Here is a 15244-nt window from a genome sequence, read left to right on the forward strand (position 1 = left end):
CGGTGCTCGAAACACAACAGGTCGGGGTGGGCACCTCCCGTGTGTGCCCACCCCGACCTGTGTTTCTGCCGAGTTCTACTCGAAGTTGGCCCTCGCCCGCTTGTCACCGGCGTGGTACGCGGCACCGGCTTCGCGCACCTTGCGGGAGATCTCGCTCAGGGCGTTGTGAATCGCCGTGGCGTCGTTGTCCCAGCCGCGCTGAGCGGTGTCGTAGGCACTCTTGGCTTCGCCCACCCAGAGCTCGGACACATTGGCGATCATCCGCTTGATGGACGCGAGGTCCTCCTGGAGCTGCTTGCTCTGCCGCTCGATGGCGCCGGCCGCGAGGTCCAGGCTCGAATAAGTGACAACCATCGTGCCGTCGTTGTTGTTCGGCATGCGGTCCTCCCGTGTGATCTAGATTTGGCGTGAAGGGGTCGTACGTGGTGCGGGCCCGACCGGGTCAGAACTTGTTGAGGTTCGACATCCTGGCCTCTGCAGCCGTGTCCCCCGAGTGACCGCTGACGACATCGACGCCCTGCAGGGCCTGCCGGATTTCGTCCTCGGTGTTGCCCGAAATGGTTCGCGCCGCCTTGATGGCCTCCTGGAAGTTGAGGAGCCGATGGGCGATGCTGACCATCTTCCGGTTGACCTCTTCCTGCTTGGTGTTGAAGGCTCCGGCGCCGATGCCCTTCCAAGCGCCTTCCAGGCTGTCGATCGTCGCCTGGAGCGTCTTCAGCTGGCCCTTCACGGAGTCGAACCGCGTGGAGAGCTCGCCCTCCAGCTTGAGGAGGGCGGCATCCGAGAGCTTCTGATCAGCCATGTCTTCGGCTTCCTTTCTGGTCTGGTGCTCTTTTTCGGTCCGGCTTCACTCGCCGGTGAGTACGGATGGAGAACCTGCCGCCGGTCAGGCGGTACGACGCCTACGGGCGAGGGCGAAGGCTCCGCCACCGAGCACGACGACTGCTGCCACTCCGCCGAGGACCAGGCCCAGTTGGCCGTTGTCGTCCTTCTCGGCATCGGCAGCGGAACCCGCCAGGGCGGTGTCGTCGGCCTTTCCGTTCTTTTCGTTCTTGTCGTTCTTTTCGGGCTGCGACGAAGCTGATGCGGATGGGGCGGAGGAAGCCGGGGAGCCGGACGTCCTCTCCTTGGTGAGGGGGCTGATGTCGGGGTCGCCGGGGTCGCCCTTGCCCTTGAGGATGTTGACGGCCGGGCGGATGATTCCGTGGCCGAGATAGTTGCTGAGGGTGCCCTTTTTCCAGTCTCCTCGCCCAGCCGTGTCGAAGAGGACGTTGAGAACTTGGTTGGCTGTCCAGTCGGGGTGAGCGGACCAGATCAGGGCGGCGGCGGCTGATGTGATGGCAGTGGCTGCGCTGGTTCCACCATTTCCCTGGCAATACCGCTCAAACTTCTGATCGCACCAGAATGGCACATCATCCCCAGGGGCGGCGACGTCTACAAAATCACCGTGCTGGGAGGTATCAGACACTCTGCCTGTTCGATCGGTTGCGGCGACACCTACGACCTCTGGATATGCGGCAGGATACTCTTCTTTGTTACCTTTTTTGGCTTCGTTGCCAACAGCCGCAAAGAAGAGTTTCCCTTTACCTTGCGCATACTTTACCGCCGCTCGCTCTTTTCTGTCCGGGAACTCGCTACCGAACGACATGCTAATAATCTGCGCATCGCTGTCCGCTGCGGCACGAATAGCATCCGCAGCATCGTTGGCATTCACTGAATGCGTGTTCTGGAATTCTGTATCAGTGATTCGCATCGGGATAATCTTTGCGCCCGGAGAAAGGCCTTGCAGTCCTCCGCCCTTACCCGTCCCCGCGATCAGCTCAGCCATGGTCGTGCCATGCCCGTCATAATCGTCGTACTCATCGCCGTCAGCCCCTGTGGCATCAAGCCCCTTCAGAACCTGCCCCTGCAAGGATGGCGTCGTTGGGTTGACACCGGAGTCGATGACCACGACCTTGACGCCTTCGCCCGTAGTGACCTTCCACATCTCCTCCGCGTGCATGGCACTGAGGTACCACTGCTTCGACTGCACGTCCGCAGCGACCGCAGGGGGAGCGAAACCTGAGAGCCCCACGCTCCAGGCAGCGGCTGCAACCATCGTGCCAAGTAGGCAACCCGAAACTCCGAGAGGTGCGCGGCGCTTCCGAGTCTGACTCGTCTCCGCTGTCATCCTGAATTTCGAACCTTCCCTATGCCTATTCGATCGCCGCAGGTGCGACTCCATGCCGTCCGGCTCCCTATGCATCTCTGTTTTCTGTCAGGTGGTCAGGACGCAGGGTATTGTTGTTCTGGTCTTCGCTATCAGAGCCCTGCCGGTCTGCGGATCCACGTACAAGGCCTGCACCTCCGGGAGTGAAGCCTTTTGCAGCCGATCCTGTTCCCGAAACATCGCTGCGGGGCACACCCACAACGCCGTTCGAACTGGGAGTACCCCGCCCGCTGGGGCGAGGCGCCTTGTTCGTTCCGCCAGCTCCGATAACCCCACCTCGCGGAACACCACAAGCCTTTCCGGACGTACCTGCACCCGGAGCGGGGCGCTGCGAGGTTCCGCCCACGATGCCGCTTGTCCGGCCAACAGGCGGACCAGGATGCTTGGGGGTACCTGCTGCGGGCCCGCCTCCGATCACACCGGGCCGACCAACAAAAGGTGACTGATTTCCGCTCCCACCAGAGCGGCCGGGCATGCCCGGCCCCGGGCCACCACCCAGCATGGACGGCCGTCCGACCGGACCTCCAGTGCGTCCATTCGACACAGGTCCACTGTTCGCGGGACCGCTGTTTCCGGGTTGTCCGATCATTCTGGGCAAGCCAGTTGGTGTCGGGGACCGTCGTGAACTGTCTGCCACAGGGTTCACAAAGCTATTTGCTACGGGCAGAGCCGGGCTCGTGCTCGGACCCGTAGGGTTTGCAGTCGAGGGCATGGGGGGTGTGTCGGAAACTGCCACAGGTACCTGTGGCACTGTCACGCTGTCGATCTCCGTCGAGGTGCTCTTGTCCAGCACTGATGAAGTTCCGAGCACCTCAGCGGGAGCTTGACCACCAGAAACGCCGACACTGACCGGGCTGTCTGCTGCAACGTACTCTGAGCTACTGGATGTCATGCCTTTCCCCGAAGCATCGACATCTGTCTGCGATGAGGCCCCTGCCTCGGCCTGTCCGCGCCTCCAGCCCCTCGGCCTCGGCATCGCAACATCAAGCTTCTTGTCGAATCGCGGCGGTTCCTGCGCCGCCAGCGACTCCGCCGAGACCGAGTAGTACGAAGCCAGCCTGTTCGCCTGGTTGATGGCCTCCTGGCGGTCCTTCTCCACCTTCACCGCCGCGGCGTACTCCGGGTTGCCGTCGATCCGCTTCGGGGCCTCGATCTCCTCGACGGACTTGGGGCTCAGGCGGTTGTCGCGCGGTGGCAGGGATTTGCGCACCGATGCGAGGCCCGTGCCCGCGACTGTGATTTGAGTGCCTGCCGCCTCCGCGAAATCTCCCAGCTTCATCGCGTGGGCGACCAGGCCGTTTCCCCAGTCGCGGAAGGCAGTTCCGGACTCGCCCTCCCAGTCGACACCCTTGATGAAGTCGCCCAGTTCCTTCGCGGCGTCCTTGATGGCCGTCCTTGCCTTCAGGAGCGCCCCACCCGCGTCTTCGAGGTGCTCCGGATTGGAGTTCTCGATCAGGTCGATCATCGCGTTGAGATCGCATCCCTCGAACGAGGTACGTCCTGAGGGGCCCGAACTCCCGCCGAAGGCATCCATGACGTTCTGGGACTGCCGGTTGACGTCGGTGGCGATCAGCTGGTTCTGGATGCGTTGCTGGTCCTGCGCCCGCTGTTCCTTGGGGGTCAGTTCTGGTTGCTTGGCGTCACTCATCAGCCATCTCCAGGTCGTCGTAGGCAGAGCCGGCCTTGCCATCGGAACGCGGCTGCTCAGGCCTGCCCGCCCTGTCAGCCCTCTCGGCCCCCGCCTTCTCGTGCTCCTTGTCCAGCTCGTGCTCCTTGTCCAGGCGGACCTGGATCTCGTAGAACCGGCGCCGTGCGTCGTCGTCCACGTTGTCGAAGCCGACCGCTGCCGCGTGCACGCCGATGCTCAGGTATTCGATCTGGTCGCCGAGTGACCTGGAGAGCGAGACGAGCGCCTCGTGGACCCGGTTGTACTGGGCGTACAGGCCGTCTGCTTCCGCAAAGCATGTGTTCTGGCCACTCAGGGCCGCGCGCGACACCGTCTGTGCCGCGATCTTCGACTTGCCGGCGGCCGAACCTTCGAGCTCCGCCAGGAGCGTATTGACGCGTCCCCTGAACTTTTCCAGCGCGCCGACGCCACGCCGGAGGTTGCCCGAGCCTCCCCCACCGTCACCTGGACCGGCCAAGATCACGATGCTGCCCTCCCCGATTCCCCGTTTGCTCAGACCGTCACTCGTTGCTATCGCACCCTCGTGAACGGATCTGACGCCAAGCCATGAACTCTAGCCACTGGCAATGACAGGGCCAACTCTCCTACTTGTACGGCGAGTTCCACCGATCAATTTCCGCCTGACTCCTGGTCAGGAATTGCCCGCGTTGCCAGCTCTTCCCGGGCGCCCGGACCGCCGTCGAGCATCGCGTACGGCCACGGCGGTGCCCGCGATCGCAGCGACCAGTACCGCTCCGCCCACCATCACGTAGGTCGCCAGGCGGGCGTTGCGTTCGTCCGCCGTTTCGCCCAGGTGGAATTCGGCCGGTGTCGGCGCCTCGCCCCTGCTCATGCCTTCGTTCGCCACCGGCTGTTCGATGGGCTTGTCGTCCTCGGTCAGGGCCCGCACCGGGTCGACCACGCCCCAGCCCACCAGGCGGTCGTGGCCGGCGACCGAGCGTTCCGCCGTCTGCTGGATCTGGGCGACGATCTGTTTCCGCGTCCAGTCCGGGTGCTTGGCCTTGATCAGGGCGGCGACTCCCGCGACGTACGGGGCCGAGAAGCTGGTGCCGTTGTCGGCGCAGTGTCCGCCCTTGGGACCGTCGAGATCATGTCCACGCCGGGGGCGGCCACGCCCACGAAATCGCCGGACTGGGAGAAGGCCGCCCGCTCGTTGTTGCGGTCGGACGCGGCCACGGCCAGGACGCCCTCGTACGAGGCCGGGTAGGTCTTCTTGACGTTGCCGCCGAGCCCGTCGTTGCCGGCGGAGGCGACGATCACGATCTCCTTGGCCAGGGCGGCGTCCACCTCCTGCTTCAGGATCTCCGCGGGCTTCACCGCGTTGGCCGTGTCCTGGGAGATGTTGATGATGTCCGCGTGGGCGGTGCCGGCCGCGTAGCGAATGGCCTCGGCCAGCGTTTCGGCCGTTCCGTGGCCCTCGGCGTCGTTCTGCTGGATCGGGATGATCGTCGCGTCCGGGGCCAGGCCGGTGAAACCGGTGCCCTTCCCTTCTCGCGCGGCGATGATTCCGGCGACCTTGGTGCCGTGGCCGACCGTGTCGGTGGTGCCGTCCTCCTTGCCGCGCGCGATCCTGCGGCCGTTCTCGTCCTTGAGGCCCTTCTGCAGGAAGTTGTGGCCGCTCCTGACATCCACGGCCTCTTTGAGCTGGGGATTCTTGATGTCCACGCCCGTGTCGATGACGGCCACCCGCACCCCCTCGCCGGTGGACTGCTCCCACAACTCGTCCATCAGGACGCGCTGCAACGACCAGGGGCGGCCCGGGTACTTCTCCGAGGGGAAGGTGCACTGGGTCGAGTCGTCCGCGGCGGCGGACGGCACGGGCAGGGCGACGAGGAGGAGGACGGTGGCGGCTGCGGCCGTCAGCGGACGCCGGTACGGCAGGAAGAGGTGCGTCGTCATGCGGATGCGCTCCTCAGGAACCCTGCGGCTGGCGTGCCGCGCCGGTCGACAGGCGCGGTCCCGTGGGCAGGAACGAGGACCAGGCGGCGGGGACGGGGGCGGGCACGACGTCCTTGTATCCGAGCCGGTTCTGCGCCTGTTGTGCCTCCTGCCGCCGCTGCTCCCTCTCCTTCTTCGAGCCCGATTCGCCGATGCCGGAGTCGTCCTGGACGCTGTCCCCGTTGGACTGCATGGCGTAGCGCAGACCGGTGTCGGTGACCAGGAAGAGCGGGCCGGAGTCGACATCGGCCCCCTTGAACTGGCGGAAGAGCTGGCCGGATCCGGGGGTGACGTAGGCGCTGCTGGAGCCGGTGGGGAGCGTTGCGGGGAAGCCCTTGCCCGCCCATGTGCTGAGCGTTTCGGACCCGTCCTTCGTGGCGACGTCGCGCAGGACGTTGCACACGGTGTTGCGGCTGCCTGCCCTGGTGCTCGCGGAGTTGACGGTCCTCGGTTCGTGCGTGGGCCAGTTCCGGTCCTGTTCGAAGGGCTCGCCGGGTTCGAACGCTCCGGCGCTGACGTGCCTCGCCCTGCCGTCCTGGCCGAGGTCGACCAGGGGGCGGCTGTTGAGCAGGAGCTTCGCGACGAAGTCCGACACGGGGGCGACCCGGCCGGGCAGGACCACGTACTGCTGGGTCCTGGTGCCGGACGTCGCCGCGAGGACCGTGCCCACCTTGTCGGCCCCGGGCGGCAGTTGTCCCTGGATGCCCGCGTCGACGCCGAGGGGGCCGGGGAGCACCGGGAAGTCGATCGCGTCCCCGGTGTGCAGGGTTGCCAGCCAGGCGGCGGAGACCCGTTGGGGGGCGCGGTTGTCGTCGATCAGGGTGCGGAGCAGGAGTTCGTCCTTCTTCACCCGGTACGCCCTGCCCCTGGCGTCCACGATGTAGCGGGTCCGGTCCGGCCCCGGCCCTTCGACGTACAGCAGTTCGCCGCCGCGCAGCCGGTCCGTGCCCTCGGTCTTCTCCTGCTCGCGCTCCGCGAGGACGAACGCCGCCTTCTGGATGGCCCTGCCGCCCTGGCCGGGCCGCTCGCAGACGGCCCACCGCTTCTTCGAACCGGCTTCCTTCCCGTCCGGCAGCCGGTCGGGGGCGTACGGGATGCCGAGGGTGGCGCCGCGGGGAATCCTGCCGTTGTCGAGGACCGATTCGTCGACCTTGATGACCTTGCCCTTGTCCGGGGCGAGGAGGAGTCTGGCGGAGGACATGTTCAGCACCGGGTGGAGCTGTTTCCTGCCGTTGGTCTTCAACACCACATAGCGCGTGGTGGACTTGCCGGCGATGATGACGTTCTCGTAGGGGGTGTCCCAGCCCTGGGGAGCCGCCGGTTTGAACATCCCCCACGCCCCGAACCCCGCGAGGATCACAACGCCGACGACCGCACCGGGCACCACCGCGCGCAGGGGGCGCGGCGCGCCCTCCTCCGAACCGGTCGCGTTGGGTTGCAGGAACTGTGCGACCAGTCTCCGTTTCGCGAAGGTATAGGCGTTGAGTTCGTCCCGCCGTGATGCCATCTGTCCGCTGCCCCTTTTCCCCCGGTGGGCAACCAGATTGCCACATGGTTCATGAGCAAACGTCCTCGACCGGGCTCCCCACTATGCCCGTTGGCGTTCGGCCACCGCTGCTCGGGTTAGGGTGATCGCCCGGTCAACACCCGTGAGAAGAACGGTAACCGGGAACACGAGGGGGCAATGCGGCGATGGGTTCGGCGACGCGCGAGCGCACGGGGCGGTCCACCCGCCGACCGTCTTCCCCTTCCCGATGGCAACGCAGCAACGAACCGGCCGGCCCGGCCCCCGTCCCGTCGGTGAATCCTCCTGCGGCGACCACTCCGCGCCCGGCTTCCCGGGCCGGCCGTTCCGGCCCCGTACTGCGGCGGTTGGTGCTCGTCGAGGCAGCCCTGGCGCTCGCCGCGGTGGGTGTTGTGCTCAATGGCATCTGGCTGGTTCCCACGGGCGTGGTCGCCTGTCTGCTGGTGCTGCTCGCGGTGTTGCGCCGCCGGGGCCGCGCCGTGCCGGAGTGGGTGTCGACGACGCTCGCGCTCCGTGGACGCGGGCGAGCGGCCGGGGCGCCCGCCGCGGACACGGAGCCGCAGCTGGCGCCGGTGGCGGAAGGCGTGCCGGGCTTCGCCCCGTACGCCCATGTCGACCGGAACCGTCGCACGGTGGGCATGGTCGGGGACGGTACGTTCCTGACCGCTGTCGTGCGGGTCGAGGCCGGTGGTGAATCGCTGCGCCGGGCGCACGGCGAGCGGGCGTTCCCGCTGTCCCTGCTGGGCGATGCCCTCTCGGTGGACGACATCGTGCTGGAGTCCGCGCAGCTGGTGCAGCAGGTGCGCCCCGCTCCGGCGCAGCATCTGCCGCAGCGGTCGACGGCGCGGCTCGCCTACGCCCCGCTCCAGGAGCAGACCGGGGCGCCCGCGCTGCGCACGACCTGGGTGGCGGTGAAGCTGGACCCGGAGCTGTGCCGGGAGGCGGTCGAGGCGCGCGGGGGCGGGATCGGCGGGGCGCAGCGCTGTCTGGTCCGGGTCGCGGACCATGTGGCGAGCCGGATCACCGGTGCCGGGTTCCGGGCCGTGGTGCTGGACCAGGAGGAGCTGCACTCGGCCGTGGCCACGTCCGTGTGTGCCAATCCCGTCCTGTCGGCCCGTGCCGGGCAGCAGGGGGCCGTACCGCAGCGGCGGACGGCGGAGACGTCGAGGGTCTGGCGGTGCGACGACCGTTGGCACACCGCCTACGCGGTGGACCGTTGGCCCGAGTTGGGCCGGGGGGCGACGCCCCTGCCACGCCTCGTCTCGCTGCTGACCCAGGTGCCCGCGTATGCGACGGCCTTCAGTCTGACGGTGCGGCACGGTGTGCGCCGGGGCGATGTGTCCGTGTCCGGTCATGTACGGATCACCGGCGGCTCCGACACCGAACTGGTCGGAATGCGAAGGACGTTGGAGCAGGCCGCCCGGCATGCGAAGGTCGGCCTGGTGCGGCTGGACCGCGAGCAACTGCCGGGTGTACTGGCGACGCTCCCGCTGGGAGGCGCACGATGAGGCGTGGCACCGTACCGGGGCGCGGGCCGGCGCGTCGTATCGGACCGGGGCGCGGGCTGCGCGGTCCTCGTCACGCGGGGCACACGCTGGCCGCGGAGCACCTGGGCGCACTGTCGTTGCCGGTCGGGGACGACGGCGTGATCATCGGCACCGATGCCGAGGGGCACACGCGGATGGTCGGCTTCCATCGCCCGGTGCCGTACGACGTCCTGTTGATCGGTGGGTTGTGGACCGCGCAGGTGCTGGCGCTGCGGGCGGCGGCCACGGGGGCGCGGGTGGCGGTCGAGACCGGGCGCGCCCAGGCGTGGACCGCTCTGGCGCAGGCCGCGGGTGCCGGTCTCGAGTGCGTGTCCCTCCACGACGTGGGCCGGGTTCCGCCGACCGGAGCGACCGTGGGCAGTCCGGTGGTGGTGGTACGGGACTGCGGCATGCGCCCGCCCCGGGGCCGGGTGGTGTCCTCGCCGTGGCAGTCGGTGCTGACGCTGTTGCCCTATCTGAGCCCGGTGGCGCCACGGTTGATGCGGGCGTCGGCGCTCGTGGGCGTCCAGCGGGTCTCGCCCGACGAGGCGGACCGGATCGGCGAAATCCTGGGGCTCGCCCGCGTCGAGAGCGAGGCCCTGCCCACCCTGGCGGACGGGGTCACGCTCTGGGTGGCGGGCCGCGAGCGCCACTGGGTGGTGACGGGTGCGACGGAGGTCGAGAACGGCCTGTTGGGCGCCGCTCGCCGGATGGACTGAATACTGTTCCGTTCGCCGCCCCGGACCCACCGCTTCCGGGGAAGATGGCCGGGCAACGACACAGTTCGATCGAAAGGGACGCCGACATGGGCACCCAGCAGGAAAAGGAAGAGCTCTACGCTCTCGACATCTCGGATGTGACGTGGCTGAGCGCGCCGGGCACCGAGGACGTCGAGGAGCGGGTCGAGATCGCGCATCTGCCGGGCGGCGCGGTCGCCATGCGTTCGTCGCTGGACCCGGAGACCGTGTTGCGGTACACGGAGGCCGAGTGGCGTGCCTTCGTACTGGGCGCCCGGGACGGTGAGTTCGACCTCGCGTAGTCGATGACCGGGTGGAAGGGGCGGCCGTCCGCACACGACGGCCGCCCCTTTCCTCATGCACGGGTACCGGTCGATGCGATGTGCCCATACTGGAAACGGACCGCCCCGGTACGTTGCGTTCAAATGCGTTGTGCCCAACTGTGCGGCGCATCACCCGATTCGTTCCATGGGCTCTGTCGCACCCTGGGGGCTTGCAGGCCGGTACGTGACCTACTGGACAGTTTCTGCCCTGCGGTACGGCCTGCCGCAGGGGGCACCATGGCGATTAGGGTGGGTCCGGGCGCGGCAGAAGAACCTGCGGGCAGGCGATGCGTGTCCCAGGGGGAGAGCCGGGCGGTCGGACAGACGGAAACGGTCGCCCCCACCCATGACCGCACAAGGGTGCTCGACCACACCAGGAGGCAAAGTGAACGGCGATCGGGACGAGATCCGCGGGGGCTGGAACAAGCCCGTCGACGAGTCGTCCGACGCGGAGCCCGTCGAGATGACGGGTGAGTTCACCATCGACTACACCCCGCCCGCCTGGTACACGCAGAACTCACCGGGGGACTCGTCGGGCGCCGGAACGCACCTGGCCCCGCCGCCGCCCACCGGCGCGCCGCTGTCCGTGCCCGCGCCGCCGACCGGGAACGGGGCGGACTCCGACTGGGTTCCGGCACCGCCCGCCCCGGCCCCGGTCCGGGCCTCGGCGGACGCCCCGGCCGCGGGGAACGACCCCGCGTCCTCCTCCGCGCCGGAGGCGGGGGCCACCGCTGGCACGTCGGCCCCGTTCGGGGTCGGGGACGGGGACGTGGAGAGCGGCTCGACGGTGCGGTTCTCGCCGGCCTCGCTGAAGCGGCAGATCGCGGAGATCGAGGGAGGCGCCGGGGGAAGCGCCGCCGGCACGGACGGGGCCGGGGGGACGGACGGTCCGGGTTCCGGTTACGGCTCGGGAGTCGGGCCCTCGGACCTGGGGTCCGTGGATGTCGGGCCCTCGGACCTGGGATCCGTGGACACCGGCTCCGGTATCGGTGCCGACCGTACGGGTGCGGACGGGGCCCCCGGTTCCGGTTCCGCGTCGGCGGAGTCCGTCACGGGGGCGTCCGACGGCGTCGCCCCGGCCGGTTCCGCGATCGGTGCCCCGGAGTCCGCCGGTACTGCGGCACCGGGCGTGCAGGAGGGCGCCGACGGACCGGTGGGCCCCGCACCCTCGGACGTCGCCACGGACGCGGTGCCGCAGGACGCGCCGCCCGCCGCCGCGCCGCAGAGCACCCCGCCGCCCGCCGCGCCACAGCCCTGGGCACCGGCGCCGCCACCGCAGGGTGCCCTGCCGCCGCTGCCGCCCGCCTTCCAGCCCGCCGCGCCGCAGCCCGCACAGCAGTGGCCCGCCGCGACGCCCGCCCCGGCACCTGCTCCCGCCCCTGCTCCGGCACCGATGCCTGACCCGGCTCCGGCGCCGGGCGGCCAGGCGGCCGGTGGCTACGGGTTCCCCGGGGCCGGGACGCCCCAGCAGCCGCAGGGCGGTTACGGGTTCCCGCAGCAGACCGCGCCCCCCGCCCAGCAGACACCGCCGCAGGGCGGCTACGGGTTCCCGCAGGCAGCGCAAGCCCCGCAACCTCCGCAGGGCGGCTACGGGTTCCCGCAGGCGGCGCAGGCGGCACAAACCCCCCATGCCTCTCAGCCGCCCCAGACCTCTCAGCCGTCCCAGGGGCAACAGGCTCCCCAGCCGCCGCAGGCAGCTCAGTGGCCCGCGCAGCAAGGCATGCCCCTGCCGCCTCAGGCACCCCAGGGCGCACAGGCACCCCTGCCGCCCCAGGTGCCCCAGCGGTCGGCTCAGGCCGCGCCGCACCTGCCCGCACAGGGCGCACCGCAGCCGCCCGCCCAGCAGCCCCAGGAACAGCACCAGGCGCCTCAGCAGCCCCAGGGGCAGCAGGGGCAGCCCGTCGACCCGCGCACCGGGGCCGCCTGGCCGAACCCGGTCACCCACGACCAGCGCGAGCGTTCCGTGCCCGGCGCACCGCTCGGGTACACGGCGGCCGTGGAGCTCTCCTCCGACCGGCTGGTCCGGGGCAAGCAGAAGGCGAAGAGCAGCCGCAACCCGTCCGGGGTGTCCCGCTTCAAGCTGGGCGGCAAGAAGGAGGAGGCCGAGCGGCAGCGCAGGCTCGACCTGATCCGTACGCCGGTGCTGTCCTGCTACCGGATCGCGGTCATCAGCCTCAAGGGCGGCGTCGGCAAGACCACGACGACCACCGCCCTCGGCGCGACCCTGGCCACCGAGCGGCAGGACAAGATCCTCGCCATCGACGCCAACCCGGACGCGGGCACGCTCGGGCGCCGGGTGCGCCGGGAGACCGGGGCCACCATCCGTGACCTGGTCCAGGCGATCCCGTACCTCAACTCGTACATGGACATCCGCCGCTTCACCTCGCAGGCGCCCTCCGGACTGGAGATCATCGCCAACGACGTGGACCCGGCGGTCTCCACGACGTTCAACGACGAGGACTACCGGCGCGCCATCGACGTGCTGGGCAAGCAGTACCCGATCATCCTCACCGACTCGGGCACCGGCCTGCTCTACAGCGCGATGCGCGGGGTGCTGGACCTCGCCGACCAGTTGATCATCATCTCGACGCCGTCGGTCGACGGTGCGTCCAGCGCGTCCACCACCCTGGACTGGCTCTCGGCGCACGGCTACGCGGAGCTGGTGCAGCGCTCCCTCACGGTCATCTCCGGGGTCCGCGAGACCGGAAAGATGATCAAGGTCGACGACATCGTGCAGCACTTCGAGACGCGCTGCCGCGGTGTGGTGGTCGTGCCGTTCGACGAGCACCTGGCGGCGGGCGCCGAGGTCGATCTCGACATGATGCGGCCCAAGACTCGCGAGGCGTACTTCAACCTCTCCGCGCTGGTCGCCGAGGACTTCGCGCGCGCCCAGCAGCAGCAGGGGCTCTGGACCTCGGACGGCTCCACGCCGCCCCCGCAGTACGCACCGCCGATGCCCGGCCAGCAGCAGTACGCCCCGCAGCAGCCGTACCCGCAGCAGCAGCCGTACGGCGGTCAGCAGCCCCCGCAGCCGTACCCGCCGCACCCCGGTCCTGCGGTGCAGGGCAACGGCTGGCAGCAGTCGCCGCCCCCGCAGGCCCAGCCCCCGGCCGGCCCGGCCGGGCCTCCTCCGACGCCCCATCAGCAACAGCCCGGCCAGGCCCCGCAGCCCGGCCCCGCGTCGCCCGGCGGATGGCAGCAGCAGCCACCGTCAGCGCCTCAGCAGTAAGGCTTCAGAGGTCTGAACCAATGAGGGCCCGCACCGTCTCCACGGTGTGGGCCCTTTGTGCATTCCCGCAGACCACACGCCGTTTCGATGACCGTTGACGGGGCTTGACCACCGCTGATAAACCTTCGCTTCACCAGCTGGCGAACCACAGATCAACCCGCCTTCTCCGTGCGAGTCATGACGCGAGGTCCCCGACCATGGTCGAAAGAGTTCCACCGTCCCCTGTCCAGCCACGCGCGCGCCTGCGCGTCCTCCTGGCCTCCGGTGCCGCCGCCCTGGCCCTGACCGCCGCTTCCGTCGTACCCGGTGTGCCCCTCGGCGCCGCGCCGCAGCAGGCGCAGGCCGCCGACAGCGGCAAGTCGACGCTGACCGTCGCCGTCGCGCAGAGCGTGGACTCGCTGAGCCCGTTCCTCGCTCAGCGGCTCATGAGCACCAGCATCAGCCGGCTCATGTACGACTTCCTCACCAACTACGACCCCGAGGACAACCACGCGATCCCCGGTCTCGCCACCAAGTGGGAGCCGTCCGCGGACAAGTTGACCTGGACGTACACCATCCGCTCCGATTCCAAGTGGTCGGACGGGCAGCAGGCCACCGCCGAGGACGCGGCCTGGACGTTCAACAAGATGATGACCGACGAGGCCGCCGCGCAGGCCAACGGCAGCTTCGTCGCGAACTTCAAGAAGGTGACGGCGCCCAGCCCGACGCAGCTGGTCATCGAACTCAAGGAGCCGCAGGCCACCATGGCCGCGCTCGACGTGCCGATCGTCCCGAAGCACGTCTGGGAGAAGGTCGGTGACTTCTCCAAGTTCAACAACGACAAGACCTTCCCGATCGTCGGGAACGGGCCGTTCGTCGTGACCGACTACAAGGTCGACCAGTATGTGAAGCTCAAGGCCAACAAGGACTTCTGGCGCGGCAAGCCGAAGTTCGACGAGCTGGTCTTCAAGACGTACAAGGACCAGGACACCGCGGTCGCGGCCCTGCGCAAGGGCGAGGTCTCCTTCGTCGCCGGCTCCCCCGCGCTGACGCCCGCCCAGGCCAACTCCCTCAAGGGCGACAAGAACATCAAGGTCAACGAGGGGCCGGGCCGCCGCTTCTTCGCGCTGGCCACCAACCCGGGCGCGCAGACCAAGGACGGCAAGAAGTTCGGCAACGGCAACAAGGCGCTTCTCGACCAGAAGGTGCGCCAGGCCCTCTTCCTGTCCGTCGACCGCAAGACCATCATCGACAAGGTCTTCCAGGGCCACGCCGTCGAGGGCCAGGGCTACATCCCGCCGCGCTTCACGGCGTACCAGTGGAAGCCGACCGCCGAGCAGAGCCTCGCGTACGACCCGGCCAGGGCGGCGAAGCTGCTCGACGAGGCGGGCTACCCGCTCAAGGGCGACCAGCGGGTCGGCAAGGACGGCAAGCCGCTCGACCTGCGCATCCTCTGCCACGCCACGGACCCGAACGACAAGGCGATCGGCAAGTACCTCAAGGAGTGGTGGGGCAAGCTCGGCATCGGCCTGAAGGTCGACTGCCTCGACAACGTCTCCGTGCCCTGGTACGCGGGCGAGTACGACCTCGCCTTCGACGGCTGGTCCGTCAACCCGGACCCGGACTTCGTCCTCGGCATCCACACCTGTGCCGCGCTGCCCTCCAAGGCCAAGGACAGCGCCTCCACGGACAACTTCATCTGCGACAAGAAGTACGACGAGCTGTACAAGAAGCAGCTCGCCGAGTACGACCCGGCCAAGCGCACCGAGATCGTCAACCAGATGCAGTCGTGGCTGTACGACTCCGGGTACATGAACGTCATCGCGTACCCGAACGCGGTCGAGGCGTACCGCACCGACCAGATCAAGTCGATCACGACGATGCCGAAGTCCGGGGGCAACATCTACGGCCAGGACGGTTACTGGAGCTGGTGGTCGGCCGTTCCGGCGGACGGCGAGGGCTCGGACGGTTCCGGCGGGTCGGGCTCGACCGGCGTCGTCATCGGCATCATCGCGGTGGTCGTGGTGCTCGCCGGTGGCGGGCTGTTCGTCGCGATGCGCCGCCGCAACACGGCGGACGACCGCGAGTAAT

At 68.9% G+C, this 15244-nt stretch carries 11 protein-coding genes and 1 pseudogene; 5 read left to right on the forward strand and 7 right to left on the reverse strand.

What is annotated here, in order from left to right; genetic code table 11:
* Positions 1-75: 75 nt before the first annotated feature.
* The 7 genes and pseudogenes from ACWCXX_RS29920 to eccB form a co-directional block, all read right to left on the reverse strand.
* Complete coding sequence (locus tag ACWCXX_RS29920) at positions 76-378, reverse strand: WXG100 family type VII secretion target (protein ID WP_451132643.1); 303 nt, start codon at positions 376-378, stop codon at positions 76-78.
* 64 nt (positions 379-442) lie between these two features.
* A complete protein-coding gene (locus ACWCXX_RS29925) occupies positions 443-802 on the reverse strand; it encodes a WXG100 family type VII secretion target (RefSeq protein ID WP_451132645.1) in 360 nt (119 codons plus the stop codon).
* An 84-nt stretch (positions 803-886) separates the two neighbouring features.
* Entirely contained in the window at positions 887-2170 is a 1284-nt protein-coding gene (locus tag ACWCXX_RS29930) for a S8 family serine peptidase (RefSeq protein ID WP_451132699.1), read from the reverse strand.
* A 67-nt stretch (positions 2171-2237) separates the two neighbouring features.
* Positions 2238-3857, reverse strand: coding sequence for a hypothetical protein (locus tag ACWCXX_RS29935; protein ID WP_451132647.1), 1620 nt, complete (start codon positions 3855-3857; stop codon positions 2238-2240).
* Entirely contained in the window at positions 3850-4359 is a 510-nt protein-coding gene (locus ACWCXX_RS29940; protein WP_451132649.1) for a hypothetical protein, read from the reverse strand. The genes ACWCXX_RS29935 and ACWCXX_RS29940 overlap by 8 nt, the downstream gene beginning before the upstream one ends.
* 168 nt (positions 4360-4527) lie before the next feature.
* Positions 4528-5795, reverse strand: a pseudogene (gene mycP / locus ACWCXX_RS29945) (type VII secretion-associated serine protease mycosin).
* A 13-nt stretch (positions 5796-5808) separates the two neighbouring features.
* The gene (gene eccB / locus ACWCXX_RS29950; RefSeq protein WP_451132651.1) at positions 5809-7341 is read right to left on the reverse strand and encodes a type VII secretion protein EccB; all 1533 of its coding nucleotides are present in this window, start codon (positions 7339-7341) and stop codon (positions 5809-5811) included.
* A gap of 185 nt (positions 7342-7526) precedes the next feature.
* On the opposite strand from eccB, the gene eccE reads away from it, so the two are divergent.
* The 5 genes from eccE to ACWCXX_RS29975 all read left to right on the forward strand — a co-directional run bounded on the left by eccE (position 7527) and on the right by ACWCXX_RS29975 (position 15243).
* Positions 7527-8867, forward strand: a complete 1341-nt coding sequence (eccE, locus tag ACWCXX_RS29955) for a type VII secretion protein EccE (RefSeq protein WP_451132653.1) — start codon at positions 7527-7529, stop codon at positions 8865-8867.
* Positions 8864-9604: a hypothetical protein gene (locus tag ACWCXX_RS29960; RefSeq protein ID WP_451132655.1), complete on the forward strand. Its 741-nt coding sequence runs from the start codon at positions 8864-8866 to the stop codon at positions 9602-9604. Before eccE ends, ACWCXX_RS29960 begins: the two co-directional genes overlap by 4 nt.
* Positions 9605-9690: 86 nt before the next feature.
* Positions 9691-9924, forward strand: a complete 234-nt coding sequence (locus ACWCXX_RS29965; RefSeq protein ID WP_148840450.1) for a DUF397 domain-containing protein — start codon at positions 9691-9693, stop codon at positions 9922-9924.
* Positions 9925-10330: 406 nt separating this feature from the next.
* The gene (locus tag ACWCXX_RS29970) at positions 10331-13174 is read left to right on the forward strand and encodes an SCO5717 family growth-regulating ATPase (RefSeq protein WP_451132657.1); all 2844 of its coding nucleotides are present in this window, start codon (positions 10331-10333) and stop codon (positions 13172-13174) included.
* Between the two features lie 197 nt (positions 13175-13371).
* Positions 13372-15243 (forward strand): ABC transporter substrate-binding protein, encoded by a 1872-nt coding sequence (locus ACWCXX_RS29975; protein ID WP_451132659.1) that lies wholly within the window; start codon positions 13372-13374, stop codon positions 15241-15243.
* Position 15244: the final 1 nt, after the last annotated feature.

This window comes from Streptomyces sp. NPDC001732 (genome assembly GCF_053596315.1).

Coding starts and splice junctions, on each gene's coding strand:
- ACWCXX_RS29965 (WP_148840450.1), top strand. CDS start 9,691: ATGGGCACCCAGCAGGAAAAGGAAGAGCTCTACGCTCTCGACATCTCG.
- ACWCXX_RS29935 (WP_451132647.1), bottom strand. CDS start 3,857: ATGAGTGACGCCAAGCAACCAGAACTGACCCCCAAGGAACAGCGGGCG.
- ACWCXX_RS29960 (WP_451132655.1), top strand. CDS start 8,864: ATGAGGCGTGGCACCGTACCGGGGCGCGGGCCGGCGCGTCGTATCGGA.
- eccB (WP_451132651.1), bottom strand. CDS start 7,341: ATGGCATCACGGCGGGACGAACTCAACGCCTATACCTTCGCGAAACGG.
- eccE (WP_451132653.1), top strand. CDS start 7,527: ATGGGTTCGGCGACGCGCGAGCGCACGGGGCGGTCCACCCGCCGACCG.
- ACWCXX_RS29975 (WP_451132659.1), top strand. CDS start 13,372: ATGGTCGAAAGAGTTCCACCGTCCCCTGTCCAGCCACGCGCGCGCCTG.
- ACWCXX_RS29930 (WP_451132699.1), bottom strand. CDS start 2,170: ATGACAGCGGAGACGAGTCAGACTCGGAAGCGCCGCGCACCTCTCGGA.
- ACWCXX_RS29925 (WP_451132645.1), bottom strand. CDS start 802: ATGGCTGATCAGAAGCTCTCGGATGCCGCCCTCCTCAAGCTGGAGGGC.
- ACWCXX_RS29920 (WP_451132643.1), bottom strand. CDS start 378: ATGCCGAACAACAACGACGGCACGATGGTTGTCACTTATTCGAGCCTG.